We start from the raw sequence: 24430 nt of genomic DNA, 5'->3' as shown, positions 1-24430 counted from the left end.
ACGCCGTATCGCTGAAGCGCAGCAGACTTTGAACAGGTTCTAAGAGCCCACCTTGCGTGCCGATATGCCGCGTTCAGCGGCTCAAGCCAGCCCCAGCCGCCGCAGCCGCGACACCAGGGTGCTGCGCGCCAGCCCCAGTTGCCGGGCGGCGGCGGACACATTGCCCCGCTGTTCGGCCAAGGCGGCCCGGATCTGTTCGGCCTCGCGCTCGCGCAACTGGCCGCGCAGGCCGCCGTCCGCGCGCGGCGCGGCCTGGACGCCGGCGTGCAGGGCGATGCGCTCCAGCCGCGCGCCGCCGTCGTGCAGCAGCAGGCTGCGGCGCAGGATGTTTTCCAGCTCGCGCACATTGCCGCGCCAGTCCTGCGCCAGCAGCACGGCCTCGGCCTCCGGCCCCAACTGCGTCACCTGTGGCTTGAGCTCCGGCGCGTGGCGGGCCAGCAGCTCGCGGGCCAGCAGCGGCACGTCGTCGCGCCTGTCGCGCAGCGCCGGGATGTGCACATAGCCGACGTTGAGCCGGTAGTACAGGTCTTCGCGCAAGCGCCCCTGCTCCACCGCCGCCAGCGGCTCCTGGTTCAACGCCGCGATCAGCCTCACATTGGCCAGCAGCGATTGATGGCTGCCCAGCGGCTGGTAGCTGCCGTCCTGCAGCACGCGCAGCAGCTTGCCCTGCAACTGGATGGGCATGGAGTTGAGCTCGTCCAGGAACAGCGTGCCGCCGTCGGCCTGGGTCAGCAGCCCCTTGCGGTTTTCCGCGCCGGTGAACGCGCCGCGGACAGTGCCGAACAGCGTGCTTTCCAGCAGGGTGTCGGGAATGGCCGCGCAGTTGACGGTGAACAACGGCCGGCTGCCGCGCGGGCTCAGCGCGTGCGCGCGGCGAGCGAACAGCTCCTTGCCAGTGCCGGTTTCGCCGTAGATCAGAATCGGCAGCTCGCTGGCGGCGAAGGCGTCCAGCCAGGCGATCTGCTGGCGCATCTGCGGGTCGGCAGTGGCGATGCGGGGCACGTCCGCGTCCTCACCGCGATGATTGGGCATATGCCGCAGCTGACGGCCGATCTCGATCGCGCCCAGCAGAGCGCCGCCGCGGCCCGTCAGCGGCACGGCGGTGTGCAGATAGGGGATGGCCTGCCCGTCCGGGCCGATATAGGACTGGCAAACGTCGGTGAAGCGCGCGCCGCGGTCCAGACACTGCAGCAGGGTGCTGTCCTCGCGCGTGAGCCAGGGGTTTTGCTCCAGCACATGCTTGCCGATCACCTCGTCGACGTCCACGCCGTCCATGCGCGCGCTGGCCGGGTTGTAGTAGACGAAACGGCCGTCGGCGTCGACCACGGTGGCCGGCCGGTCCAGCGTATCCAACACCGGCCGCAGGCAGGCCACCAGCCAATCCAGTTCCTCGCTCACGCCTCGCTCCCCTTTCCGCCACGCCCGGCTCCGCGCGCGGGCATAGACGCCATCCACCATGGCGAATTCGCCAATTATCGACATCCTGCGCCAAATATCACCATTTGTCGCGTCAGCACGGCGGCGATAAATGGCGAATTGACGAAGCCAAATGCAAGACCCCGCCATTTCCGGTGAAAAACCCCGCGGAATCCACGCGGTCTCGGCCAAGAGCCACGCAAAACCGGACCGAAAGCTTGAGCGTGGTCAAACAAAACCGTTACGCGCTCCGCCCGGCTGGCACGGTAGTTGCCCTTAACGAGGCAGTACCCCGCAACTAGCCATCAGGAGATCGCAATGTTCAAGCACATCATCGCCCGCACCCCTTGCCGCGGACTGGTCAACGGCATTTCCTCCAGCAATCTGGGCAAGCCCGACTATGAAAAGGCGCTGGAACAGCACAACGCCTATATCCGCGCGCTGCAGACTTGCGGCGTGGACATCACCATCCTGCCGCCGGCCGAGGACTTTCCGGACTCGGTGTTCGTGGAAGACCCGGCGCTGTGCACCCCGCACTGCGCCATCGTCACCCGGCCGGGCGCGGACAGCCGCCGCGACGAGGCCGGCCTGATGGAGCCGGTGCTGCGCCGCTTCTATCAGCATGTCGAGCGCATCCAGGCTCCCGGCACGCTGGACGCCGGCGACGTGATGATGGTGGGCAGCCATTTCTATATCGGCGAATCCGCCCGCACCAACGCGGAAGGCGCGCGCCAGTTGATCGCCATTCTGGAAAAGCACGGCATGAGCGGTTCGGTGGTGCGGCTGGAGGAAGTGCTGCACCTAAAGACCGGCCTCGCCTATCTGGAAAACAACAATCTGCTGGCCGCCGGCGAGTTCATCACCAAGCCGGAGTTCCAGAAATTCAACATCATCGCCATCCCGGAAGAAGAGTCCTACGCCGCCAACTGCATCTGGGTGAACGGCAAGGTCATCATGCCCTCCGGCTACCCCAACACCCGCAACCGCATCGCCGCGCTGGGCTATGAGGTGATCGAGGTGGACACCTCCGAATACCGCAAGGTGGACGGCGGCGTCAGTTGCATGTCGCTGCGTTTCTGAAGGCATTGAACGCGTGAAACCCGGGGCGCGTCCGCGCGCCCCGTCCCCGGAGGAGAACAAGGATGACACAAGCCGCAGACAAGAAACTGGGGGTGGTGCCGCTCACCGCGCTGGTGGTGGGGGCCATCGTCGGCAGCGGCATCTTCAGCTTGCCGCAAAACATGGCGGAGGGCGCCGGCGCCGGGGCCATCCTGATCGCCTGGGTCATCACCTTCGTCGGCATGCTGGCGCTGACGCGCATTTTCCAATGGCTGTCCATCAACCGGCCGGACATCGGCGACGGGGTCTACGGCTACGCCCGCAACGGCTTTGGCGACTACCTGGGCTTCAACGCCGCCTGGGGCTACTGGATCTCGGTATGGGTGGGCAACGTCGGTTATCTGGTGGTGATGTTCAGCGCGCTGGGCTCGTTCCGGGCGCTGGGCTTCTTCGGCGACGGCAGCACGCTGCCGGCGCTGCTGTGCGGCCTGCTGTTGCTGTGGACGCTGCACGGCTTCGTGCTGCGCGGCGTGCAATCCGCCAGCCTGCTCAATGTGATCGTCACCATCGCCAAGATCGTGCCCATCGTCCTGTTCGTGCTGTGCGTGGCGCTGGCGTTCAAGGTCCAGACCTTCCGCCTGGATTTCTGGGGCGGCGCCTCGCTGGGCGGCGTCGGCCAGCAAGTGAAGAACACCATGCTGTACACCGTGTGGGTGTTCCTGGGCATTGAATGCGCGACGGTCTACGCCAGCCGCGCCAAGAGCATGCGCACGGTCAGCCTGGCCACGGTGCTGGGCTTCGGCATCACCATGCTGCTGCTGGTCTGCGTGTCGGTGCTGTCGCTGGGGGTGTTGCCGCAGGCGGAACTGGCGGCGATGAAGAACCCGTCGATGGCGGCGGTGCTGGAAAAGGCGGTGGGACCGTGGGGCGGCGCGCTGATCAATATCGGGCTGATCCTGTCGGTGGCCGGCGCCTTGCTGGCCTGGACGCTGATTTCGTCCGAAATGCTCTACCTGGCCGCCCGCGGCGAAGGCCACACCGCACCCGCCTGCTTCGGCAAACTCAACGCCAGGGGCGCGCCCGCCAACGCGCTGTGGCTGACCAATGGGCTGATCTCGCTGTTCCTGATCATCAACCACCTGAACAACGCCGGCTACAATCTGCTGATCCAGCTGGCGTCCGCGATGGCGCTGATCCCCTATCTGCTGTGCGCGGCGTTCAGCCTGAAGCTAGCCTGCTCCGCGCCGGCGAAACAGGCCGGCCTGCTGGCGCTGACGCTGCTGGGCACGGTCTACGGCGCCTGGCTGATCTACGCCGGCGGGATGAAATTCCTGCTGCTGTCGATGATTCTCTACGCGCTGGGCCTGCCGTTCTACCTGCGCGCGCGGCGCGAACGCGGGCTGCCTGCGTTTTCCAGCAGGTTGGACGCCGCCCTCGCCGCCGGCGTGGCAGCGCTGGGTGGGCTGGCCGTCTGGTCGCTGGCGGCGGGGTAGCTCATCCGCTCATCGGAGCCGCGCCTTTGTCGCGCGGCTCCGATCCGAATTCGTAGCAGCATTCCCCCTCGCAGTCGCTTCCCCTCGCCTAGCGTTCCGGCGCCGGAGCCGTAGGGCTTTCTCCATGCCCTTTTCCACGCTGGCTCGCCAAACGTTTGACCCAAGCCCGCCCCCCCTCAAGATTTTCCGATTTTTGATACTGCCCATCGATCAGTCTGGACTAGCATCGTCTCAACCCGAAAAACCATGGTGACGTTATGGAAAAGGAACGCATCATTCAGGAGTTCGTGCCCGGCAAGCAGGTGACGCTGGCGCATCTGATCTCCCATCCCACCGAAGAGCTGTCGCGCAAGATCGGCGTGGCTCAGGCCGAGGCCATCGGCATCATGACGCTGACGCCCGGCGAAACCGCGATGATAGCCGGCGATCTGGCCTGCAAGGCCGCCGCCATCGAAATCGGCTTCCTGGACCGCTTTTCCGGCGCGCTGGTGATTACCGGCAGCTGCGGCGCGGTGGAGGAAGCGCTGCACCAGACCATAGCCGGCCTGCAACGGCTGCTGGGCTATGCCGTGTGCCAACTGACGCGTTCCTGAGGTCCGCCATGCATCCCCCCATCCGATACGCGCTGCTGGGACCGGTCGAGGCCGGCAAATCCACGCTGTTCCACGCCCTGGGCGGCGGCGGCGCGGTGCGCAAAACCCAGGCGCTGGAATACGACGCGCAAGGCTGCATCGACACCCCGGGCGAATTCTTCAGCCATCCGCGGCTGTTCCACGCGCTGATCAACAGCACCGCCGAGTGCGAACTGCTGATCTACGTTCACCCCGCCAACGATCTGGAATGCCGGCTGCCGCCCGGCCTGCTGGACGTGCATGGCCACCGGCGCGTGGCGGTGGTGATCAGCAAGACCGATCTGCCCGACGCCCGGCCCGACGCGGTGGAGGCCATGCTGCGCGAACGCGGCTTTGGCGGCGACATCCTGCGCGTGTGCGGCCTGCGGCCGGACAGCGTGGCCGAACTCAAGGCCCGGCTGGGGCTGAATCCTGAATCCGCCGCCTCGTCGCGGCAAACAGCATGAGGCGAGTAGCAAGATGAAAAAGCTGATCAGTGCCGAAACCGTGCGCGCGGCCCATGCCGCCGGAGAACACGCGCTTTGCGTCAGTCCGCGCGAACACATCGTCACCCCGGAAGCGCGGGTGGTGGCGGAACGCCTGGGCCTGGCCCTGAGCGAGGGCGGCGACGCCGCGCCGACCGCAAGCCCCGCGCCGGCCGCCGAAACCCCGGCAGCGCCGGCGAGCGAGGCCGACGCGCTGGCCGAAATCCGCGCCCAGGTCTTGTCGCGGCTGCCGCCGGGCTCGGTGGCGCCCGAGCTGGTGGAGCAACTGGTGCGCAAGGCCGCCGCCGAGCTTCAGGGCGCGGCCGACAGCGGGCCCGCCATCAAATGCGTCCGCGCCCAGGATGTGCGCATGGGCGTATTCGACGGCGCCGGCCCCGGCCAGCAGGTGGGCATCGCCGACGTGATCACTGCCGCGGACGGCAGCTCGATGGCCGCCGGCTTCATGCAGTGGGAGCAGGCCTTCTTCCCGTGGACGCTCAATTACGACGAGGTGGACCTGGTGCTGGAAGGCGAACTCCACATCCGCCGCGGCGAGCAGACCACGGTGGCCAAGGCCGGCGACGTGGTATTCATTCCCAAGGGCTCCAGCATCGAGTTCGGCACCCCGAGCCGGGTCCGTTTCCTGTACGTGGCCTATCCGGCCAACTGGCAAAGCTGCTGAGGCCGTTATGGGCAATTTCATCACCGAAGACTGGCTGCGCTCCCGCTACTCGCTGGCCCGGCACACCGAGATCCACCTGCCGCGCGACGCCAGGCTGACGCCGTCGGCCGAGGAGCTGCTGAAAAGCCGCGCGGTCGTCGTCCGTTATCTGGACCCGCAAGGCAGCGTCTTCGACGCCGGCGCCGACGGCGAACGCCATGCGGTGCACGCGCTGACCGGCAACAAGGAACAACGGCCTGAATGCCGCTGCCTGCTGTGCCGCCAGCCGGTGGCGCGCAAGACCGAGGCGCTGACCCATCTGGACGCCAACACCCTAGTGCCCAAGAACCATCCGCGCATCGCCCTGCGCGGCAAGCTGGACAGCGCCATCGCCCAGGCGGTGTGGCTGCAGGCCGAATGGGAAGAGCGCCAGGCGCCCGCGGCGCTGGCGCGCTGCCTGGCCGACATCCGCTCGGCGCTGGGCAACGCCTTGCGCGCCGAAGTCAGCGGCGAGCCCATGCCGCCCATCGCCATGGGCGAGGCCGACGAGGCGCGCCTGCACGCGCTGTCGCACCGGCCGCTGGCCCTGCTCGGCCACGACCACATCGTGCCCGCCGTCGAGCACGGCGCGGAAGTGGCGCGGCTCAATCTGCTGCGCGCCGCGATACGCGAGTGCGAAACCATGGCCGCCGGCCTGTACCTGGGCGCGGACTTCCAACTGAGCAGGCCGGACATTTTGCAGGGGCTCAACCGGCTGAGCAGCGCGGTGTACGTGCTGATGCTGCTGGCCTTGCTGGCCAAGTGCGGCCAGCCGCTGCCCAGGCTGGGAGAAACGCGATGAGCTTGATCCATCAATGCCGCCTCGACGCGCGCGAGCGTCCGGCCCGCATCGTGTTCCCCGACAGCCTGGACCCGCGCTGCGTGCGCGCCGCGCACCAGTTGGCGCTGGCCGGCCTGGCGCGGCCCATCCTGCTGGCCAATCCTTTCGAGCTACGCCATTTTTGCCACCTTCACGGCCTGCCGCTCACCGGCTTCGCCGTCCACGATCCGGCGGTCTCGCCGCGCTTGCCCGCCTACCAGGCGGCGCTGGCCGCGCGCCAGCCCAAGGAAGGCGCGGACGCGCTGCTCGCCTCGCTGCGGCGGCCGCTGTGGTTTGGCGCGGCCATGCTGGCGGCCGGCGACGCCGACCTGTGCATCGCCGGCAATCACTCCTCCACCTCGGACGTGCTGCGCGCCGCGCTCAAGGTGATAGGCCTCGCGCCCGGCAACCGCACGGTGTCGTCCATCTTTTTCATGCTGCCGGCAGACGGCGACGAGCCGCTGGGCTTCGCCGACTGCGGCGTGGTGCCGCAGCCCACGGCCGAACAGCTGGCCGACATCGCGCTGGCCAGCGCGGACAGTTACCGCCAGGTCACCGGCCGGGAACCGCGCGTGGCCATGCTGTCCTTTTCCAGCCACGGCAGCGCCCGCCACCCTGACGCGGAAAAAGTGCGCGCCGCCGTCGCGCTGGCGCGCGGACGCAGGCCGGAGCTGATCCTGGACGGCGAGCTGCAATTCGATGCGGCGATGGTGCCGGACGTGGCCGCCGGCAAGGCGCCGGACAGCCCGCTGGCCGGGCGCGCCAATGTGCTGGTCTTCCCGTCGCTGGAGGCCGGCAACATCGGCTACAAGATCGCGCAGCGGCTGGCCGGCTACCAGGCGCTGGGCCCGATGGTGCAGGGCCTGGCCCGCCCGCTGCACGATTTGTCGCGCGGCTGCAGCGTGGAAGACATGGTCAACGTCAGCCTGCTGGCGATGAAGATGAGCCGCGCCAGCGGCGCGGAGGAGATCCGGGGCCGGCGCGCCGCGCGCCTCACGGCCGCCGACAGCGCGCTTCATGGCGCGGCCCCGGCATGGAACGCCCCCGCCCTTGCCCGGCAAGGGAGCCTCGCCTTAGAGCAGGCGAGCCGGGGCAGGCAAGCCGAGAACGCTCCGCGTTCCCGTTAGAGATAGACAGATATTCGTGTTGAACCCCCAACCCCTCAAGGAGTGTGCAAATGGAAGCTCTTGGCATGATTGAAACCCGCGGCATGGTGGCCCTGATCGAAGCGTCGGACGCCATGGTCAAGGCGGCCCGGGTCAAGCTGGTCGGCGTCAAGCAGATCGGCGGCGGCCTGGTGACCGCGATGGTGCGCGGCGACGTGGCCGCCTGCAAAGCCGCCACCGACGCCGGCGCGGCCGCCGCGCAGCGCATCGGCGAACTGGTGTCAGTGCATGTGATCCCGCGCCCGCACGCCGATCTGGAAGAAGTGTTTCCGATCAAGATGTCGGCCGACAAGAACCTGGACTGAGCATCAGCTGATCCTGGCCGGCGGCTGACGCCAAGCCGACCGGCCGCTTCTCCCCCCGCAAACCGCATGTCGCCCGCGCGCGACAGGGGGAGGTTTTGCCCGCCGCCAGGCGGGACACGGGAGCCAGACACATGAAATTGGGCATCGTGGTGGGACAAGTGGTGTCCACCGTCAAGCACGGCGGCTTGCAGAAAGACCGCCTGCTGCTGGTGGAGATGCTGACGGCGGACGGCCAGCCCAGCGGCGACGCCCAGGTGGCGGCCGACAGCCTGGGCGCCGGCGACGGCGAATGGGTGCTGCTGGTGGCCGGCAGCTCGGCGCGGCGGATGCAGGACGAGGACACGCCGGTGGACCTGGCCGTGGTCGGCATCGTCGACGAGGTGGTGCGCCGGCAACGGGTGGTTTTCCACAAGTGATCCGGCGCGCCGGAGCACTTGGCAATTCCAGTTTCAGAAGGAGTGGGTTGTGGAACTCAAGGCAAGCGATATCGAACAAGTGGTGAAGGCGGTGCTGGCGTCGATCGGACAAGCGGCGCCGGCAAACGGCGCGGCGGCCGAAAGCGCGCTGCCGGCCGGCGTTTTCGCCGAGTTGGACCAGGCGGTGGCGGCGGCGAAGCAAGCGCAGACGGCGCTGGCCAGCGTGGCGCTGCGCGAACGCGTCATCGCCGCCATCCGCGCGGCGGGCGAGGCCCACGCCCGCGAGCTGGCCGAGCTGGCCGTCGCCGAAACCGGCATGGGCCGGGTGGACGACAAGATCGCCAAGAACCTGGCGCAGGCGCGGCACACCCCCGGCGTCGAATGCCTGCAAGCGCAGGTGCTGACCGGCGACCGGGGCCTGACGCTGATAGAAAACGCGGCCTGGGGCGTGATCGCCTCGGTGACCCCGTCCACCAATCCGGCGGCCACCGTCATCAACAACGCCATCAGCATGATAGCCGCCGGCAACAGCGTGGTGTTCGCGCCGCATCCGGCGGCCAGAAAGACCTCGCAACGCGCGATCACGCTGCTGAACCAGGCCATCGTCGCCGCCGGCGGCCCGGCCGATCTGCTGACCACGGTGGCCAAGCCCGACATCGAAACCGCGCAGCGCCTGTTCCGCTACCCCGGCATCCATTTGCTGGTGGTCACCGGCGGCGAAGCGGTGGTGGACGCCGCGCGCAAGGTCACCGACAAGCGGCTGATCGCCGCCGGCGCCGGCAATCCGCCGGTGGTGGTGGACGAGACCGCCGACATCGCCCGCGCCGCGCGCGACATCGTCTGGGGCGCCTCCTTCGACAACAACATCATCTGCGCCGACGAGAAGGCGCTGATCGCGGTGGACGCGATCTGCGACGACTTGAAGGTGGAGATGGAAAAACACCGCGCGGTGGAGCTGACCGCCGACGAAGCCGCCCAACTGTTGCCCATCCTGCTCACCAAGGTGGACGAGCATGGCCGCGGCGCGGTCAGCCGCGACTGGGTGGGCCGCGACGCGGCGAAGATCGCCGCCGCCATCGGCCTGCAAGTGCCGGACAACACCCGCCTGCTGTTCGTGGAAACGCCGGCAGATCATCCGTTCGCGGTCACCGAGCTGATGATGCCGCTCTTGCCGGTGCTGCGCGTCGCCAACGCGGACCAGGCCATAGACCTGGCGGTGCGGCTGGAAGGCGGCTGCCGCCACACCGCGGCCATGCACTCGCGCAATCTGGACAATCTGGACCGGATGGCCAACGCCATCAACACCAGCATCTTCGTCAAGAACGGCCCCTGCCTGGCCGGCCTGGGCTTCGGCGGCGAGGGCTGGACCACGATGACCATCTCCACCCCCACCGGCGAAGGCGTCACCTCGGCCCGCAGCTTCGTGCGTCTGCGCCGCTGCGTGCTGGTCAACCGCTTCCGCATCGTGTGAGGAGCCGCGCCATGCCGTCCCCTTCCCTCTCCCCCCACCAGCTGCAGCAGCGGCTCAACGCCGCGCGCGCCTTGCATCGCGGCGAGGCCCGCCGCGCGGCCGTGGCCGGCATGCGCCTGGGCATAGACCTGGGCACCAGCGACGTGGTGTCGGTGGCGATGGCGCCGGACGGCGAACCGCTGGCGCTGCGGCTGGATTGGGCCGATGTGGTGCGCGACGGCGTGGTGTGGAATTTCTTCGGCGCGGTGGACATCGTCCGCCGCCAGCTGGACGCGCTGGAGCAGGCGCTGGGACATCGCTTCGCCGCCGCCGCCACCTCCTACCCGCCGGGCACCGACCCGCGCATCTCGGTCAATGTGCTGGAAGCGGCCGGGCTGGAAGTCAGCGGCGTCATCGACGAACCCTCGGCGGTGGTGGGGCTGCTGGGGCTCAGCCGCGCCGCCGTGGTGGACATCGGCGGCGGCACCACCGGCATCGCCATCGTCGAGAACGGCCGGGTCAGCCATAGCGCCGACGAAGCCACCGGCGGTCATCACGTGTCGCTGGCGCTGGCGGGCCACAGCGGCCTGCCGCTGGCCGAGGCGGAGATCCTGAAGCGCGAGCGCGGCGCGGAGGTCTGGCCGGTGGTGCGGCCGGTGTTCGAGAAGATGTGCGACATCGTGCGCCGCCATCTGACGCGCCTGCCCGACGGCGACCTCTATCTGTCCGGCGGCTCCTGCTCGCTGCCGGGGGTGCGCGAGCTGTTCCGGCGCGAATTTCCCGCCCACCGCGTCCACCTGCCCGAGCATCCCCTCTACCTGACCCCGCTCGCCATCGCCCACCACGCGCTGGCCGCGCAAGGAGCCAACCATGCCAGCCGCTGATCTGGGCCAGGCGCTCTATCACGCCATCGATCTGTTCAACGCCCGCGAGGTGCAAACCTTCGCGGTGCCGCCGGCCACCTTCATCGGTGCCGGCGCCATCGCCCGGCTGGGCCAGTCCGCGGCCGAACGCGGCTATCGCCGCGTCTTCATCGCCATCGACGGCTTCCTGCTGGAACAGGGGCTGGCCGACAATCTGTTCCGCTCGCTGCAGCGGCACGGCGTGGCCGCCGAAACCTACCGCTACCCCGGCGGCGAACCGGACAGCGACACGGTGGAGGCGGCGGCGCGCCAGCTGGCCGCCGCGGCCTGCGACGCCATCATCGCCTTCGGCGGCGGTTCGGTGCTGGACACCGCCAAGGCCATCGCCGCGCTGGCCGCCCACCCCGGCATGCGGGTGGCCGATCTGGCCGCCGCCGCCGCGCTGCCCAACGGCCGGATGCCGCTGCTGCTGGCGCCCACCACCGCCGGCACCGGCTCGGAAGCCACCAACATCACGGTGATCACCGACAGCGCCAGCGGCGTCAAACAGGCCATCGCGCAAGCGGCGCTGCTCCCGGACCTGGCGGTGCTGGACGCCTGCCTGACCCTGGCCGTGCCCGCGCCGTTGACCGCGGCCACCGGCATAGACGCGCTGACCCACGCCATCGAGGCCTATCTGGCGCGCGGCGCCAACCCGCTGACCCAGGCGCTGGCGCACCGCGCCATCACCCTGATAGGCCGCGCGCTGCCCATCGCCGTCGGCCAGGGACACCAGCTCGCCGCCCGCCAGGACATGATGCTGGGCTCCTACCTCGCCGGCATGGCCTTTTCCAACGCCGGCCTGGGGCTGGTGCACGCGATGGCCCACCAGATAGGCGCGCGCTACCACATTCCTCACGGCGTCGCCAACGCGGTGCTGCTGCCCTCGGTGCTGCGCTTCAACCGCCTGGTGTGCGCGCCCCGCTATCGCGAACTGGCCCACGCGCTCTGCGGCGAAACCCTGGACGCCGACGGGCTGATCGCGGCGGTGGCGCGGCTGATCATCGACATCGGCCTGCCCGGCAGCCTGCGCTTGCCGGGCGTCGAACCCGAACACTTCGCCGCGCTGGCCGACGCCGCGCTCGACGACGCCTGCCTCGCCGGCAATCCGCGCGACGCCAGCCGCGAGCAAATCATCGACATTTACCGCCACGCCTGGCAACGCCAGGCGCCGGCCTGCTGAATCCGCAATCGGGCACCGCCCACCGTCACAGGAGCAAGAGCAATGGGTATCAATGAAATCATCATGTGGATCATGATGACCTTCATGGTCGTCGCGGCGCTGGACAGAATGCTGGCGCAATTCGGCGGCTCGGAGGCCGTGCTGGCCAAAGTGGGACTGAGCCGCGTCGGCCGTCAGATCGAGGGCTCCGGCGCCCAGTTCGAAGAAGGCTTTCTGGCCATGGGCGCGCTGGGCCTGGCCATGGTCGGCGTGATCGCGCTGGCGCCGGTGCTGGCCCACTGGCTGGGGCCGGTGGTGATTCCGCTGTACGAGGCGGTGGGCGCCAATCCGGCGATGTTCGCCACCACCCTGCTGGCCAACGATATGGGCGGCTTCTTCCTCGCCAAGCAGCTGTCCGGCGGCGACACCGCCGCCTGGCTGTACGCCGGCCTGATCCTGGGCGCGATGATGGGCCCCACCATCGTGTTCAACATCCCGGTGGCGCTGGGCATCATCGCCAAGGAAGACCGCCGCTTCCTGGCGCTGGGGGTGATGGCCGGCATGGTCACCATCCCGCTGGGCTGCATCGCCGGCGGCGCGGTGGCCATGGTCAGCGGCGTCACCGTGGACGGCCAGCCGGTGGACTTCAGCCTGAGCATGATCCTGATCAATATGATTCCGGTGATCGCCGTGGCGGTGCTGCTGGCCATCGGCCTCAAGCTGTGCCCGGAGAAGATGATTTCCGGCTTCCAGATTTTCGCCAAGTGCCTGGTGGTGCTGATCACCGCCGGTCTGGCGCTGGCCGTGCTGCAAGCCACGCTGGGCCTCAGCCTGGTGCCGGGCATGGACCCCATCTTCATGGTCAAGGGCGACGCGCCGGGCGCGACGATGCGCGCCATCGAGGTGATAGGCTTCATCGCCTGCGTGCTGCTGGGCGCCTATCCGATGGTGTTCATGCTGACGCGCTGGTTTGAACGGCCGCTGATGAAGGTGGGCGGACTGCTGGGCATGAACAACAGCGCCGCCGCCGGCATGGTGGCCACGCTGGCCAACTCCATCCCGATGTTCGGCCTGATGAGCAAGATGGACGACCGCGGCAAGGTGATCAACGTGGCCTTCGCCGTGTCCGCCGCCTTCACCTTCGGCGACCACCTCGGCTTCACCGCCGCCAACGTCTCCAGCATGATTTTCCCGATGATAGTCGGCAAGCTGGTGGGCGGCTTCAGCGCGGTGCTGCTGGCGATGAAACTGGCGCCCAAGCCGGCCGACGCCCCCCTCCGCGCCGCGCTGTCGGCGCAGCAAGGCTGAGGCGCGCGATGAACCGCCGCCAGATACACAGCGTGGGCATAGACATCGGCACCACCACCACCCAGGTGATCTTCTCGCTGCTGGAGCTGGTCAACCGCGCCGGGGTGTCGCAAGTGCCGCGCTATGAATTCTCGCGCCGCGACATCGTCTACCAGAGCCCGGTGGCCTTTACGCCGCTGGACGACGACGGCCGCGTGCGCGAAGACGAGCTGGTGGCCTTCATCCGCGCGCAATACCAGGCGGCCGGGCTCGCCCCGGCAGAGGTGGAGTCCGGGGCCATCATCGTCACCGGCGAAACCTCCAAGGCGCGCAACGCCCGCGACACGGTGCTGCGCCTGTCCGAATCCCTGGGCGACTTCGTGGTGGCCACCGCCGGCCCGCATCTGGAGTCGGCCATCGCCGGCTACGGCTCGGGCGCGGCCGAACTGTCCGAGCGCGAAACCAGCCGCGTCGCCAATATCGACATCGGCGGCGGCACCGCCAACTACGCGGTGTTCGAAGCCGGCCGGCTGCTGGACAGCGCCTGCCTGAACGTGGGCGGCCGCTTGCTGGAGGCCGGCGCCGACGGCCAGACCCGCCGCCTGCACGCGCCGGCCCGCGCCATCTGCGTCGAGCTGTTCGGCGCCGGCTTCGACGCCGCCGCGCTGGGCCCGGCCGAACACGCGCGCGTGGCCGAACGCATGGCCGAACTGCTGTGGGAGGTGCTGCTGGGCCGCCCTTCGGCGCTGGCGCGCCAATTGTTGATGACCGACGCGCTGCAAGCCGGCCGGCCGTTCGACGCGGTGCTGCTGTCCGGCGGCGTCGGCGAGTGCTACCGCAGCCCGCCGGCCAATCCCTACGCCTTCGGCGACATCGGCCCCCTGCTGGCGCGCGCCATCGCCGCCCACCCCGGCCTCGGCGCGCAGCCGCTGCGCGCCGCGGCGCAGACCGTGCGCGCCACGGTGATAGGCGCCGGCGCGTACACGCTGTCGTTGTCCGGCAGCACCATCTGGCTGCGCGGCCTGCGCCTGCCGCTGCGCAACATCCCGGTGGCTCATCCCGATCTCGGCTGGGCCGATTTCAGTCCCGGCGGCCTGACGGACAGCCTGGAGCGCGCGGTGCGCCGGCTGGACCTGGACCCGGCGCAAGACCTGTACGCGCTGGCGCTGCCGGACGACCTGCCGATCGCCTACCGGGCGATAGACGCCTGCGCCGGCGAGCTGGCCGAATTCTCCCGCCGTTTTCCGCAACAGCGCCCCTTGCTGGCCTTGTCCCGCAGCGATCTGGGCAAGGCGCTGGGCATGCTGCTGCAGCCGGCGCTGGCCGGCCGCGAGCTGGCGGTCATCGACGAAGTGGCCACCCGCGCCGGCGACTACATCGACATCGGCGCGCCGCTGTTCGGCGGCGACATCGTGCCCGTCACCGTCAAATCGCTGGCCTTCCCAACATCCAAAGGGGTTTGATCATGAAACTGAAGACGCATTTATTCGGCAAGACCTATCAGTTCCGCGACGTCAAGGACGTGCTGGCCAAGGCCAACGAGCCGCGCTCCGGCGACATGCTGGCCGGCGTGGCCGCGCAAAGCGCGCAAGAACGCGTGGCCGCCAAGCAGGTGCTGTCCGAGCTGACGCTGGCCGACCTGCGCGAAAACCCGGTCATTCCCTACGAGGAGGACTGCGTCACCCGGGTGATCCAGGACGACCTCAACGAAGCCGCCTACGCCCGCATCCGCAACTGGAGCGTGGGCGAGCTGCGCGAAGCGGTGCTGGGCGACGACGCCGATGCCGAGGCGCTGGATTTCCTGCGCAAGGGCATGACCTCGGAAATGGTGGCGGCGGTGGCCAAGCTCTGCTCCAACGCCGACCTGATCTACGGCGCCAAGAAAATGCCGGTGATCAAGCGCGCCAACACCACCATAGGCCTGCCCGGCCGCTTCAGCGCGCGCCTGCAACCCAACGACACCCGCGACGACGTGAAAAGCATCGCCGCCCAGATGTTCGAAGGGCTGTCCTTCGGCATGGGCGACGCGGTGATAGGCGTCAACCCGGTGACCGACAACGTGGAAAACGTGCGCCGCATCCTGGACACCATCTACGACGCCATCGACAAATACCGGATTCCCACCCAGGGCTGCGTGCTGGCGCACATGTCCACCCAGATCGAGGCCATCCGCCAGGGCGCGCCCGGCGGCCTGATCTTCCAGAGCATCTGCGGCAGCGAGAAAGGGCTGAAGGAATTCGGCGTGACGCTGGAGCTGCTGGACGAGGCGCGCGAGGTGGGCCGCCAGCACAACCGCATCGCCGGCGACAATTATCTGTACTTCGAAACCGGCCAGGGCTCGGCACTGTCCGCCGGCGCCCACAACGGCGCGGACCAGGTGACGATGGAAGCGCGCAACTATGGCCTGGCCCGCCACTACGACCCCTTCATCGTCAACACCGTGGTCGGCTTCATCGGCCCGGAATACCTGTACAACGACCGCCAGATCATCCGCGCCGGCCTGGAAGACCACTTCATGGGCAAACTCTCCGGCATCTCGATGGGCTGCGACTGCTGCTACACCAACCACGCCGACGCCAACCAGAACTCCAACGAGAACCTGGCCATCCTGCTGGCCACGGCGGGCTGCAACTTCATCATCGCCATGCCGCTGGGCGACGACATCATGCTGAACTACCAGACCACCGCCTTCCACGACACCGCCACCATCCGCCAGTTGCTGGGCCTGCGCCCGGCGCCGGAGTTCGAGGCCTGGCTGGAAACCATGGGGCTGATGGAAAACGGCAGGCTGACGCGCCGCGCGGGCGATGCGTCCTTCTTCTTCTGACTTGGAGCCCACAATCATGGACAAGCAGCAAATCGACGAAATCGTACGCGCGGTGATGACCCAGCTGGCGCAGCCCGCGCCGGCCACCGTCCCCGACGCCGCCAAAGCGGCCCCGGCCAGCGCCGAGGAAACCCTGCCCGACCTGGGCGGCGAAGCCTTCCGGCTGTGGATGGGCGTGGCGGCGCCTCAACGCGCCGAAGTGCTGGCCGAATTCCGCGCCAACACCGCCGCCCGCGTCTGCACCGGCCGCGCCGGCCCGCGTCCGCGCACCACCGCGCTGCTGCGCTTCCTGGCCGACCACTCGCGCTCCAAGGACACCGTGCTCAAGGAGGTGCCGCAGCCATGGGTGGAGGAAAAAGGCCTGCTGGAGCTGCAAAGCGAGATCGACAACAAAGACCAGTACCTGACCCGCCCCGACATGGGCCGCCGCCTGAACGAGGCCTCGCTGCAGCTGTTGAAAACGCGCTGCAAGCAACGGCCGCAGGTGCAGGTGGTGGTGTCCGACGGCCTGTCCACCGACGCCGTCACCGCCAACTTCGACGAAATCCTGCCGCCGCTGCTCAAGGGGCTGGAAAGCGCCGGCCTCGACGTCGGCACGCCCTTCTTCGTCCGCTACGGCCGGGTCAAGGTGGAAGACCAGGTGGGCGAAACGCTGGGCGCGCAGGTGGTGATCCTGCTGGTGGGCGAACGCCCTGGCCTCGGCCAGTCGGAAAGTCTGTCCTGCTACATGGTGTACGCGCCCAACGCCGCCACGGTGGAGGCGGACCGCACCTGCCTCTCCAATATCCACCGCGGCGGCACGCCGCCGGTGGAAGCCGCCGCCGTCATCGTGGACCTCGCCAAACGCATGCTGGAGAAGAAGGCTTCCGGCATGGCGCTGAACCGTTAAAGGAGACTGTCATGGCAGTTCTGGATCTGATCAAACCCAGCGTCAAGGCCGTGCGCCTGATCGCCTCGGCCCAATCCGACCTCAAGGCCGCGCTCAAGCTGCCCGCCCACATCAACAGCCTGGGCCTGCTGACCGCCGATTCCGACGACGTCGCCTATATCGCCGCCGACGAGGCCACCAAGCAGGCGCAGGTGGAGGTGGTGTTCGGCCGCTCGCTGTACGCCGGCGCGGCGCACAGCTCCTCGCCCACCGCCGGCGAAGTGCTGATCATACTCGGCGGCGGCTCGCCGGCCGAAGTGCGCGCCGGACTGGACTCGATGATGGCCACCATCGCGGACGGCCCCGCCTTCCGCTGGGCCAACGACGCCGAGGACACCGCCTTTCTCGCCCACGTGGTCTCGCGCAGCGGCTCCTATCTGTCGGCGCAGACCGGCGTGCGGCTGGGCGAACCGCTGGCTTATCTGATCGCGCCGCCGCTGGAAGCCACCTTCGGCATCGACGCCGCGCTCAAGGCCGCCGACGTGCAACTGGCCAGCTATGTGCCGCCGCCGTCGGAAACCAACTACTCCGGCGCCTTCCTCACCGGCAGTCAGGCCGCCTGCAGCGCCGCCTGCCAGGCCTTCACCCAGGCGGTGCTGGACGTCGGCCGCCAGCCCGTCACCCTGATGTGAGCGGAGGCCGCAGATGATCAACGCCTTGGGCTTGCTGGAAGTCAGAGGGCTGGCCACCGCCATCGAGGCGGCGGACGCCATGCTCAAGTCCGCGAACGTGCGCCTGTTGCGGCAATGGCGCACCGACCCGGGCATGATTTCGCTGGTGGTGGAGGGCGACCTCGCCGCCTGCCGCGCGGCGCTGGACGCCGGCGCCGCCGCGGCGCTGCGGCTGGGCGAAGTGGTCAGCCGCTGCGAGATCGGCCGCCCCGATCCGGACACCGAAACGCTGGTGGACGCGATGCTGCGGCCGCCGGAGACGGTGGCCGCGCCGGCGGCCGGCCTGGACGAGGCGGCGGTGCTGGCCCGCATCGCCGCGGAGCCGGGCGGCATGAGCCTGGTCGACCTGCAAACCGTCTTCCCCTTCGTCGGCCTGAATCGCGGCTGGCTGCAGGCGCAATGCCGCGCCGGCACGCTGCTGCGCCGCCGCGGCCGTTATTTCCGCGCCGGAGGCAAGCCATGACGACCGCCGACCTGATCCGTCAGCGGGTGGCCGCCGCCGGCGTCGTCGGCGCCGGCGGTGCGGGCTTTCCCGCCGCGGTCAAGCTGGCGGCGCGGGCCGACACCTATCTCGTCAACGGCGCCGAGTGCGAACCGCTGCTCAAGGTGGACCAGCAACTGGCGGCGCGCGAGGCGGCGGCCTTGCTGCGCGGCCTGCGCCACGGCATGACCGCCACCGGCGCGACCCAGGGCGTGATCGCGCTCAAGGCCAAATATCGCGAGGCCATCGCCGCGCTGACGCCGCTGCTGCCCGCCGACGTGCGCCTGCACATTCTGGAAGACATCTATCCTGCCGGCGACGAAGTGATCACCATCTGGCTCGCCACCGGGCGTCGCGTGCCGCCGGCCGGCTTGCCGCTGGACGTGGGTGTGGTGGTCAGCAATGTGCAGACCCTGCTCAATGTGGCGGCGGCGGTGGACCAGGAACGGCCGGTCACGCGCCGCACCCTGACCGTCAACGGCCTGGTCAAGCGGCCGCTGACGCTGACCCTGCCGCTGGGCACGCCCTTGCGCGAGGCGCTGGAGCTGGCCGGCGGCCCCAGCCGCGACGATGTCGCCTTCATCGACGGCGGGCCGATGATGGGCAAGCTGCTGCCCTCGCTGGACCTGCCGGTGACCAAGACCACCGGCGGCCTGCTGGCCCTGCCGCGCGACCACCTGCTGATCCGCCGCCGTCAACGCGGCGACGCGGCGCAACTGGCGATGGCGCGCACGGTGTGCGAGCAGTGCTTCCTGTGCACCGAGCTGTGTCCGCGCCACCTGATCGGCCACGAACTGCCGCCGCACCTGATCGTGCGCGCGGTCAACTACCGCCACGCCGGCCCGCGCCCGGACACCGTGCTGGCGGCGCTGACCTGCTCGGAATGCGGCGTCTGCGAGGCCTACGCCTGTCCGGTGGAGATCTCGCCGCTGCGCGTCAACCTTCTGCTCAAGGCCGAGTTGCGCGCCCAGGGGCTGCGCTACCGGGGCGAACTGAGGCCGGCCGATCCGATGGCGCGCCATCGCCTGGTGCCGGTGTCCCGCCTGATCACCCGTCTCGACCTGGATTTGCTCAACCACAAGGCGCCGTTCCAGGCCTTGGCGTACCGTCCCGAGAAGGTGGTGCTGCCGCTGCGCCAGCACATCGGCGCGGCGGCGCAGCCCTGCGTCGCGATGGGAGAGCGGGTGCGCGAAGGCCAGTTGATCGCCGCCATGCCCCAGGGCGCGCTGGGCGCGGCCTTGCATGCCAGCGTGGACGGCGTCGTCGTCGCGCTGAACGCGGAAACCATCGTCATCCAAACCTCGGAGCCCACATGCCCCACGCCATCGCCCTGATAGAACTGAGCAGCATCGCCAGGGGCATTGAAGCCGCCGACGCGATGCTCAAATCCGCCCAGGTGGAACTGCTGGCGGCCAAGACCATCTGCCCCGGCAAATTCATCGTGTTGGTGGGCGGCGACGCCGCCTCGGTCGAACAGGCCGCGACGCAGGGCCGGCAAGCCGCCGGCCATCTGCTGGTCGATCATTTCTCCATCGCCAGGCTGCATCCGGACGTGCTGCCCGCCATCAGCGGCGTGACCCGGCTGGAACACGCGGCGGCGGTGGGGGTGGTGGAAAGCTATAGCGTCGCCGCCTGCATCGCGGCGGCGGACCTGGCCGCCAAAACCGCGGAGGTGACGCTGATCCGCATCCACCTGGCCTTCGGCATTGGCGGCAAATGCTATTTCGTCCTCAGCGGCGATGTGGCCGCGGTGAGCAGCGCCATCGATGTCGCCGCGCAGAGCGCCGGCGAGAAAGGATTGCTGGTGCAGCAGACCGTCATTCCCCGCCCCGCCCCCGCGCTATTGGCCAGCTTGCTGTAGGCGGCACGGGAGAGACCGCCGCCAGCCACCGCATACGAAAGGGAAACACCATGTCAGACCCCAGTCCAGGATCAGGGCCCTTGCACCAACTGCGCGCGGCCAGCCCTCCGCCTCGGGAGCCGCTGGCGCCGCTGGGCGCCGAGGTCGGCGTCAAGCACCGCGAAACCAGCAACAGCTTTGAACAGGCATGCGCGATCACGGCCTGGCAGCAACTTTACGATCAGTTGCTACCAGGCCTTTTCTTCGGCCATGTGAAGGAGTTGTGGCTGGATCAGCTGCAATGCTTCGAGGAGTTCACCAGCCGTTCGCTGCGCCAGTCCTGCGTGGTCTGGCCGGACGCCTACTGGTTCGGCCTGCCCTGCCCCGACCAGCCCGGCGCGGCTCGCGACGGCGGCCAGATGGGCAATGGCGCCATCGCCATCAGCACCGGCGGCGAGGACTTTGAACTGACCACGCCGGACAATTTCCGCATCATGGGGCTGGTGGTGCCGCAAGAGGAACTGGACGAACACGCCAGGCTGACCCTGGACGGCGGATTGCCCTTGTCGCTGCAAGACCGGCCGCTGCTGCAGCTGGACCCGGAGCGCAAGCGCGACTTCATCCTGCGCCAGCGCCAGCTGTTGATCGAAGCCGAGCGCAGCCGGCTGGGGCCGGCCGACATCACCGCCTACCGCTTCATGCGCCACGAATTGCTGGACGGACTGACCGAGCTGCTGGCCAGCGCCTTGCCGGCGCCCGCGCAGCAACGCAGCCTGCGCAGCCACTGGCGCTTGGTGCGCAAGGCGCGTGATTTCGTGATGAGTCAGCCGGACGAGGCGCTGGTGGTGGCGGATCTGTGCCGGCACCTCAACCTCAGCCGGCGCACCTTGCAGAACATCTTTCAGAACACGCTGGGGCTGTGTCCGCTGGCCTACCTCAAGAGCATGCGCCTGAACGCGGTGCAACGCGAACTACTCAGTCCGGACTCCCGCCACCACACCGTGCAAGACATCGCCGCGGCCTGGGGTTTCTGGCATATGAGCCAGTTCGCCACCGACTACAAGCGCTTGTTTGGAGAAAGGCCGTCCGCCACGCTGTTGCGACGCGCCGGCGGCCCTGAGGAGCGGCTCAGCTCTTTTTCTGCGGACGCTTCCAGCCCGGCACCGTGACCTGGCGCGCGCGCGCCACCGTCAGTTCTCCGGCCGGCGCGGTTCGGCTGATCACCGAGCCGGCGCCTATGGTGCTGTAGGATTCCAGCGTCACCGGCGCCACCATCAGGGTGCCGGAGCCGACGAAGACATGGTCGCCGATCACGGTCTTGAACTTGTTGACGCCGTCGTAGTTGCAGGTCACCGAGCCGGCGCCCACATTCACCTTGCTGCCGATCTCGGCGTCGCCGACATAGCTCAGGTGGTTGACCTTGGAGCCTTCGCCGATCACGCTCTTCTTCACTTCGACGAAGTTGCCGATGTGCACATGGCCGGCCAGTTGCGCGCCGGGACGCAAACGGGCGTAAGGCCCGATCCGGCACGCCTCGCCCACCACCGCGTCTTCCAGATGCGAGAACGGCGCGATCTTGGTGCCGGCGGCCACTTTGACGTTCTTCAACACGCAATGCGCGCCGATTTCCACCTGCTCGCCCAGTTCCACCTTGCCCTCGAACACGCAGCCAACGTCTATGCTCACGTCCATGCCATGGCTGAGTTCGCCGCGGATGTCGATGCGCGCCGGATCCGCCAGCGTGACGCCGGCTTCCAGCAAGGCCTGCGCCTGGTTGCGCTGCAGGATGCGCTCCAGCTCGGCCAGTTGCACCTTGTTGTTGACGCCGGCGGCTTCCCAGCTGGCGTCGACGCTGGCGCTGTCCACGCTCACGCCGTCCGCCACCGCCAGGGCCAGCACGTCGGTCAGATAGTATTCGCCCTGGGCGTTGCCGTTGTTGAGCGCGGCGAGCCAGCCTGCCAGCCGCGCATTGGGCAGCGCCATCATGCCGGTGTTGATTTCGCGGATCGCCAGTTGTTCCGGCGTGCAGTCCTTGTGTTCGACGATGGCCTGCAGCTTGCCGTCCGCGCCGCGCACCATGCGGCCGTAGCCGCTGGCGTCATCCAGCACGTCGGTCAGCACCGCCATGCCGGCGCCGGCGGCGTCGGACAAGCGGCGCAGCGTGTCCGCCTTGGTCAGCGGCACATCGCCGTACAGCACCATGGTCTTGCCGTCCGCCGGCAGATGCGGCAAGGCCATCTTCAGCGCGTGGCCGGTGCCCAGCTGCTCGGCCTGCTCGGCCCAGATCAGATCCGCGTCCGGTATCGCCGCCCGCACTTGTTCGCCGCCGTGGCCGTACACCACGATCAGGCGCGCCGGCTTCAGCTCGCGCGCGGTGCGGATCACCCGCGCCAGCATCGGCTCGCCGCCTATCGGGTGCAATACCTTGGGTTTGGAGGAGTACATGCGCTTGCCTTTGCCGGCAGCGAGAATGACGATGCTGAGACTATCCATGGTTTTTCACGAGTCAAAAACGGAAAAAGGCTGCCACTTGCGTGGCAGCCTACTATACACGATTACATCTCTTATCAGTGGGCGCGCTTCTTGAGGAAATCCAGCGCCTTCAACTCCGCGATGGCCACTGCCAGAGCAGCGTGCGCCTTCGCGGTGGAGAGGTCGTCGGTGGCGCGCTTGAGAGAATCCTCCGCAGCGCGTTTCGCCTCATTGGCGCGGGCCTCGTCGAGATCCTCGCCGCGAATCGCCGTATCGGCCAGCACGGTGATCAGGCTGGGCTGCACTTCCATCATGCCGCCAGACACTGCCACCAGAACTTCTTCGCTGCTGCCCGGGACTTTCAGACGCAGCACGCCGGGCTTGATACGGGTCAGGAGCGGCACGTGTTGGGGATACACACCGATCTCGCCTTCGGTAGCCGGCGCAACCACGAACTCAGCTTCGCCGGAGAAGATCATTTGCTCGGTGCTGACCACTTCCACACGCATCTTGGACATCAGCCCTCTCCTTAGTTAAGGGTCTTGGCTTTCTCGGCAGCTTCTTCAATGGAGCCAACCATGTAGAACGCTTGTTCCGGCAGATGGTCGTACTCGCCAGCGAGAATGGCCTTGAAACCCTTGATGGTTTCGCGCAGCGGCACGTATTTGCCCGGCGAACCGGTAAATACTTCAGCCACGTGGAACGGCTGGGACAGGAAGCGCTGGATCTTACGGGCGCGAGCCACGACCAGTTTGTCTTCCTCGGACAGTTCGTCCATACCCAGAATCGCGATGATGTCGCGCAGTTCCTTGTAACGCTGCAGCGTGGACTGCACGCCACGGGCTACCGTGTAGTGCTCGTCGCCTACCACCAGCGGATCCAGCTGACGCGAGGTGGAATCGAGCGGATCCACCGCCGGGTAGATACCCAGCGAAGCGATGTCGCGCGACAGAACCACGGTGGCGTCCAAGTGGGCGAAGGTGGTCGCCGGGGACGGGTCGGTCAAGTCATCCGCAGGCACGTATACGGCCTGGATGGAGGTGATCGAGCCATCGCGGGTCGAAGTAATGCGCTCTTGCAGACGGCCCATTTCTTCCGCCAGCGTCGGCTGATAGCCCACGGCGGACGGCATACGGCCCAGCAGCGCGGATACTTCGGTACCGGCCAGGGTGTAGCGGTAGATGTTGTCCACGAAGAACAGCACGTCGCGGCCTTTGCCGCTTTCGTCCTTCTCGTCGCGGAAGTGCTCGGCCATGGTCAGACCGGTCAGGGCCACGCGCAGACGGTTGCCCGGCGGCTCGTTCATCTGGCCGTACACCATCGCCACTTTGTCCAGTACGTTGGAGTCCTTCATCTCGTGGTAGAAGTCGTTGCCTTCACGAGTGCGCTCACCAACGCCGGCAAACACGGACAAGCCGGAGTGTGCCTTGGCGATGTTGTTGATCAGTTCCATCATGTTCACGGTCTTGCCCACGCCGGCGCCGCCGAACAGGCCCACTTTGCCGCCTTTGGCGAACGGGCACAGCAGGTCGATCACCTTGATGCCGGTTTCCAGCAGGTCGGTGGCGGGGGACAGTTCGTCGAACTTCGGAGCGGGCTGGTGGATGGCGCGGCGAACATCGGTCGCTACCGCGCCGGCTTCGTCCACCGGGTTGCCCAAGACATCCATGATGCGGCCCAGGGTGGCGCTGCCCACCGGCACCGAGATCGGTGCGCCGGTGTTGACTACGCTCATGCCACGCTTCAGGCCGTCAGAGCTGCCCATGGCGATGGTGCGCGCTACGCCGTCGCCCAGCTGCTGCTGGACTTCGAGCGTCAGGTCGGCATCAACCAGCTTCAGGGCATCATAAACCTTTGGCATGGCGTCGCGCGGAAACTCCACGTCGATCACCGCGCCAATGATTTGTACGATTTTACCTTGGCTCATTATCGGTTCCTA

At 68.2% G+C, this 24430-nt stretch carries 25 protein-coding genes; 21 read left to right on the top strand and 4 right to left on the bottom strand.

Going from position 1 to position 24430, the window contains the following annotated elements; all coding sequences use genetic code 11:
- Positions 1 to 81 precede the first annotated feature (81 nt).
- Positions 82 to 1398, bottom strand: coding sequence for a sigma-54 interaction domain-containing protein (locus tag JW897_RS00920; RefSeq protein WP_338030541.1), 1317 nt, complete (start codon positions 1396 to 1398; stop codon positions 82 to 84).
- 336 nt (positions 1399 to 1734) lie between these two features.
- Here JW897_RS00920 and ddaH point away from each other — a divergent pair, with 336 nt between their 5' ends.
- From ddaH to JW897_RS00815, 21 genes are all read left to right on the top strand, one after another.
- Entirely contained in the window at positions 1735 to 2496 is a 762-nt protein-coding gene (ddaH, locus tag JW897_RS00915; protein ID WP_205464869.1) for a dimethylargininase, read from the top strand.
- Between the two features lie 62 nt (positions 2497 to 2558).
- Positions 2559 to 3968 carry a basic amino acid/polyamine antiporter gene (locus JW897_RS00910; protein WP_048413037.1) on the top strand — a complete coding sequence of 470 codons (1410 nt, stop codon included), beginning with the start codon at positions 2559 to 2561 and terminating at the stop codon, positions 3966 to 3968.
- A gap of 257 nt (positions 3969 to 4225) precedes the next feature.
- Entirely contained in the window at positions 4226 to 4561 is a 336-nt protein-coding gene (gene eutS / locus JW897_RS00905; protein ID WP_048410041.1) for an ethanolamine utilization microcompartment protein EutS, read from the top strand.
- A gap of 8 nt (positions 4562 to 4569) precedes the next feature.
- Complete coding sequence (locus tag JW897_RS00900) at positions 4570 to 5046, top strand: EutP/PduV family microcompartment system protein (RefSeq protein WP_048413036.1); 477 nt, start codon at positions 4570 to 4572, stop codon at positions 5044 to 5046.
- A gap of 13 nt (positions 5047 to 5059) precedes the next feature.
- A complete protein-coding gene (eutQ, locus tag JW897_RS00895) occupies positions 5060 to 5746 on the top strand; it encodes an ethanolamine utilization acetate kinase EutQ (RefSeq protein WP_205464868.1) in 687 nt (228 codons plus the stop codon).
- 7 nt (positions 5747 to 5753) lie between these two features.
- The gene (gene eutT, locus JW897_RS00890; RefSeq protein ID WP_205464867.1) at positions 5754 to 6566 is read left to right on the top strand and encodes an ethanolamine utilization cob(I)yrinic acid a,c-diamide adenosyltransferase EutT; all 813 of its coding nucleotides are present in this window, start codon (positions 5754 to 5756) and stop codon (positions 6564 to 6566) included.
- Complete coding sequence (gene pta, locus JW897_RS00885; protein WP_205464866.1) at positions 6563 to 7711, top strand: phosphate acetyltransferase; 1149 nt, start codon at positions 6563 to 6565, stop codon at positions 7709 to 7711. Before eutT ends, pta begins: the two co-directional genes overlap by 4 nt.
- A gap of 50 nt (positions 7712 to 7761) precedes the next feature.
- On the top strand, positions 7762 to 8055 hold the full coding sequence (eutM, locus tag JW897_RS00880; RefSeq protein ID WP_048410037.1) for an ethanolamine utilization microcompartment protein EutM: 294 nt from the start codon (positions 7762 to 7764) through the stop codon (positions 8053 to 8055).
- Positions 8056 to 8186: 131 nt separating this feature from the next.
- Entirely contained in the window at positions 8187 to 8471 is a 285-nt protein-coding gene (gene eutN, locus JW897_RS00875) for an ethanolamine utilization microcompartment protein EutN (protein WP_205464865.1), read from the top strand.
- 49 nt (positions 8472 to 8520) lie between these two features.
- On the top strand, positions 8521 to 9942 hold the full coding sequence (locus JW897_RS00870; RefSeq protein WP_205464864.1) for an aldehyde dehydrogenase: 1422 nt from the start codon (positions 8521 to 8523) through the stop codon (positions 9940 to 9942).
- 11 nt (positions 9943 to 9953) lie between these two features.
- Positions 9954 to 10805 (top strand): ethanolamine utilization protein EutJ, encoded by an 852-nt coding sequence (eutJ, locus tag JW897_RS00865; RefSeq protein ID WP_205464863.1) that lies wholly within the window; start codon positions 9954 to 9956, stop codon positions 10803 to 10805.
- Entirely contained in the window at positions 10792 to 12006 is a 1215-nt protein-coding gene (locus tag JW897_RS00860) for an iron-containing alcohol dehydrogenase family protein (protein ID WP_205464862.1), read from the top strand. The genes eutJ and JW897_RS00860 overlap by 14 nt, the downstream gene beginning before the upstream one ends.
- 42 nt (positions 12007 to 12048) lie before the next feature.
- Positions 12049 to 13293, top strand: a complete 1245-nt coding sequence (gene eutH, locus JW897_RS00855; RefSeq protein WP_205464861.1) for an ethanolamine utilization protein EutH — start codon at positions 12049 to 12051, stop codon at positions 13291 to 13293.
- 8 nt (positions 13294 to 13301) lie between these two features.
- Complete coding sequence (locus JW897_RS00850) at positions 13302 to 14735, top strand: ethanolamine ammonia-lyase reactivating factor EutA (protein ID WP_205464860.1); 1434 nt, start codon at positions 13302 to 13304, stop codon at positions 14733 to 14735.
- A 2-nt stretch (positions 14736 to 14737) separates the two neighbouring features.
- Positions 14738 to 16099, top strand: coding sequence for an ethanolamine ammonia-lyase subunit EutB (locus tag JW897_RS00845; RefSeq protein ID WP_048413027.1), 1362 nt, complete (start codon positions 14738 to 14740; stop codon positions 16097 to 16099).
- Between the two features lie 16 nt (positions 16100 to 16115).
- Positions 16116 to 16988, top strand: coding sequence for an ethanolamine ammonia-lyase subunit EutC (gene eutC, locus JW897_RS00840; RefSeq protein WP_205464859.1), 873 nt, complete (start codon positions 16116 to 16118; stop codon positions 16986 to 16988).
- A gap of 11 nt (positions 16989 to 16999) precedes the next feature.
- Complete coding sequence (gene eutL, locus JW897_RS00835; protein WP_205464858.1) at positions 17000 to 17659, top strand: ethanolamine utilization microcompartment protein EutL; 660 nt, start codon at positions 17000 to 17002, stop codon at positions 17657 to 17659.
- A gap of 13 nt (positions 17660 to 17672) precedes the next feature.
- Positions 17673 to 18161 carry a BMC domain-containing protein gene (locus tag JW897_RS00830; protein WP_205464857.1) on the top strand — a complete coding sequence of 163 codons (489 nt, stop codon included), beginning with the start codon at positions 17673 to 17675 and terminating at the stop codon, positions 18159 to 18161.
- Positions 18158 to 19513: a 4Fe-4S dicluster domain-containing protein gene (locus tag JW897_RS00825; RefSeq protein WP_205464856.1), complete on the top strand. Its 1356-nt coding sequence runs from the start codon at positions 18158 to 18160 to the stop codon at positions 19511 to 19513. Before JW897_RS00830 ends, JW897_RS00825 begins: the two co-directional genes overlap by 4 nt.
- Entirely contained in the window at positions 19492 to 20040 is a 549-nt protein-coding gene (locus JW897_RS00820) for a BMC domain-containing protein (RefSeq protein ID WP_205464855.1), read from the top strand. The genes JW897_RS00825 and JW897_RS00820 overlap by 22 nt, the downstream gene beginning before the upstream one ends.
- A gap of 80 nt (positions 20041 to 20120) precedes the next feature.
- The gene (locus JW897_RS00815) at positions 20121 to 21188 is read left to right on the top strand and encodes a helix-turn-helix domain-containing protein (protein ID WP_053077233.1); all 1068 of its coding nucleotides are present in this window, start codon (positions 20121 to 20123) and stop codon (positions 21186 to 21188) included.
- On the opposite strand, the gene glmU is transcribed toward JW897_RS00815, so the two are convergent.
- From glmU to atpD, 3 genes are all read right to left on the bottom strand, one after another.
- Positions 21148 to 22512, bottom strand: coding sequence for a bifunctional UDP-N-acetylglucosamine diphosphorylase/glucosamine-1-phosphate N-acetyltransferase GlmU (gene glmU / locus JW897_RS00810; protein WP_205464854.1), 1365 nt, complete (start codon positions 22510 to 22512; stop codon positions 21148 to 21150). The genes JW897_RS00815 and glmU overlap by 41 nt on opposite strands.
- Before the next feature lie 74 nt (positions 22513 to 22586).
- The gene (locus JW897_RS00805; protein ID WP_019103740.1) at positions 22587 to 23009 is read right to left on the bottom strand and encodes a F0F1 ATP synthase subunit epsilon; all 423 of its coding nucleotides are present in this window, start codon (positions 23007 to 23009) and stop codon (positions 22587 to 22589) included.
- A gap of 11 nt (positions 23010 to 23020) precedes the next feature.
- Positions 23021 to 24418, bottom strand: a complete 1398-nt coding sequence (gene atpD / locus JW897_RS00800; RefSeq protein WP_019103741.1) for a F0F1 ATP synthase subunit beta — start codon at positions 24416 to 24418, stop codon at positions 23021 to 23023.
- Positions 24419 to 24430 lie beyond the last annotated feature (12 nt).

Source organism: Chromobacterium alkanivorans (assembly GCF_016937655.1).
GTDB lineage: Bacteria > Pseudomonadota > Gammaproteobacteria > Burkholderiales > Chromobacteriaceae > Chromobacterium > Chromobacterium alkanivorans.
The sequence above is the reverse complement of the archived record's forward strand: the minus strand, read 5'-3'. Positions and strand labels throughout refer to the sequence as shown.

Excerpts from the sequence above, each read along its gene's own strand:
- eutT (WP_205464867.1), top strand. The coding sequence starts at position 5,754 with ATGGGCAATTTCATCACCGAAGACTGGCTGCGCTCCCGCTACTCGCTG.
- JW897_RS00900 (WP_048413036.1), top strand. The coding sequence starts at position 4,570 with ATGCATCCCCCCATCCGATACGCGCTGCTGGGACCGGTCGAGGCCGGC.
- eutM (WP_048410037.1), top strand. The coding sequence starts at position 7,762 with ATGGAAGCTCTTGGCATGATTGAAACCCGCGGCATGGTGGCCCTGATC.
- atpD (WP_019103741.1), bottom strand. The coding sequence starts at position 24,418 with ATGAGCCAAGGTAAAATCGTACAAATCATTGGCGCGGTGATCGACGTG.
- JW897_RS00825 (WP_205464856.1), top strand. The coding sequence starts at position 18,158 with ATGACGACCGCCGACCTGATCCGTCAGCGGGTGGCCGCCGCCGGCGTC.
- eutJ (WP_205464863.1), top strand. The coding sequence starts at position 9,954 with ATGCCGTCCCCTTCCCTCTCCCCCCACCAGCTGCAGCAGCGGCTCAAC.
- eutC (WP_205464859.1), top strand. The coding sequence starts at position 16,116 with ATGGACAAGCAGCAAATCGACGAAATCGTACGCGCGGTGATGACCCAG.
- JW897_RS00850 (WP_205464860.1), top strand. The coding sequence starts at position 13,302 with ATGAACCGCCGCCAGATACACAGCGTGGGCATAGACATCGGCACCACC.
- JW897_RS00820 (WP_205464855.1), top strand. The coding sequence starts at position 19,492 with ATGCCCCACGCCATCGCCCTGATAGAACTGAGCAGCATCGCCAGGGGC.
- JW897_RS00830 (WP_205464857.1), top strand. The coding sequence starts at position 17,673 with ATGATCAACGCCTTGGGCTTGCTGGAAGTCAGAGGGCTGGCCACCGCC.
- pta (WP_205464866.1), top strand. The coding sequence starts at position 6,563 with ATGAGCTTGATCCATCAATGCCGCCTCGACGCGCGCGAGCGTCCGGCC.
- eutL (WP_205464858.1), top strand. The coding sequence starts at position 17,000 with ATGGCAGTTCTGGATCTGATCAAACCCAGCGTCAAGGCCGTGCGCCTG.
- eutH (WP_205464861.1), top strand. The coding sequence starts at position 12,049 with ATGGGTATCAATGAAATCATCATGTGGATCATGATGACCTTCATGGTC.
- eutN (WP_205464865.1), top strand. The coding sequence starts at position 8,187 with ATGAAATTGGGCATCGTGGTGGGACAAGTGGTGTCCACCGTCAAGCAC.
- JW897_RS00845 (WP_048413027.1), top strand. The coding sequence starts at position 14,738 with ATGAAACTGAAGACGCATTTATTCGGCAAGACCTATCAGTTCCGCGAC.
- JW897_RS00910 (WP_048413037.1), top strand. The coding sequence starts at position 2,559 with ATGACACAAGCCGCAGACAAGAAACTGGGGGTGGTGCCGCTCACCGCG.
- ddaH (WP_205464869.1), top strand. The coding sequence starts at position 1,735 with ATGTTCAAGCACATCATCGCCCGCACCCCTTGCCGCGGACTGGTCAAC.
- JW897_RS00805 (WP_019103740.1), bottom strand. The coding sequence starts at position 23,009 with ATGTCCAAGATGCGTGTGGAAGTGGTCAGCACCGAGCAAATGATCTTC.
- eutS (WP_048410041.1), top strand. The coding sequence starts at position 4,226 with ATGGAAAAGGAACGCATCATTCAGGAGTTCGTGCCCGGCAAGCAGGTG.
- eutQ (WP_205464868.1), top strand. The coding sequence starts at position 5,060 with ATGAAAAAGCTGATCAGTGCCGAAACCGTGCGCGCGGCCCATGCCGCC.
- JW897_RS00860 (WP_205464862.1), top strand. The coding sequence starts at position 10,792 with ATGCCAGCCGCTGATCTGGGCCAGGCGCTCTATCACGCCATCGATCTG.
- glmU (WP_205464854.1), bottom strand. The coding sequence starts at position 22,512 with ATGGATAGTCTCAGCATCGTCATTCTCGCTGCCGGCAAAGGCAAGCGC.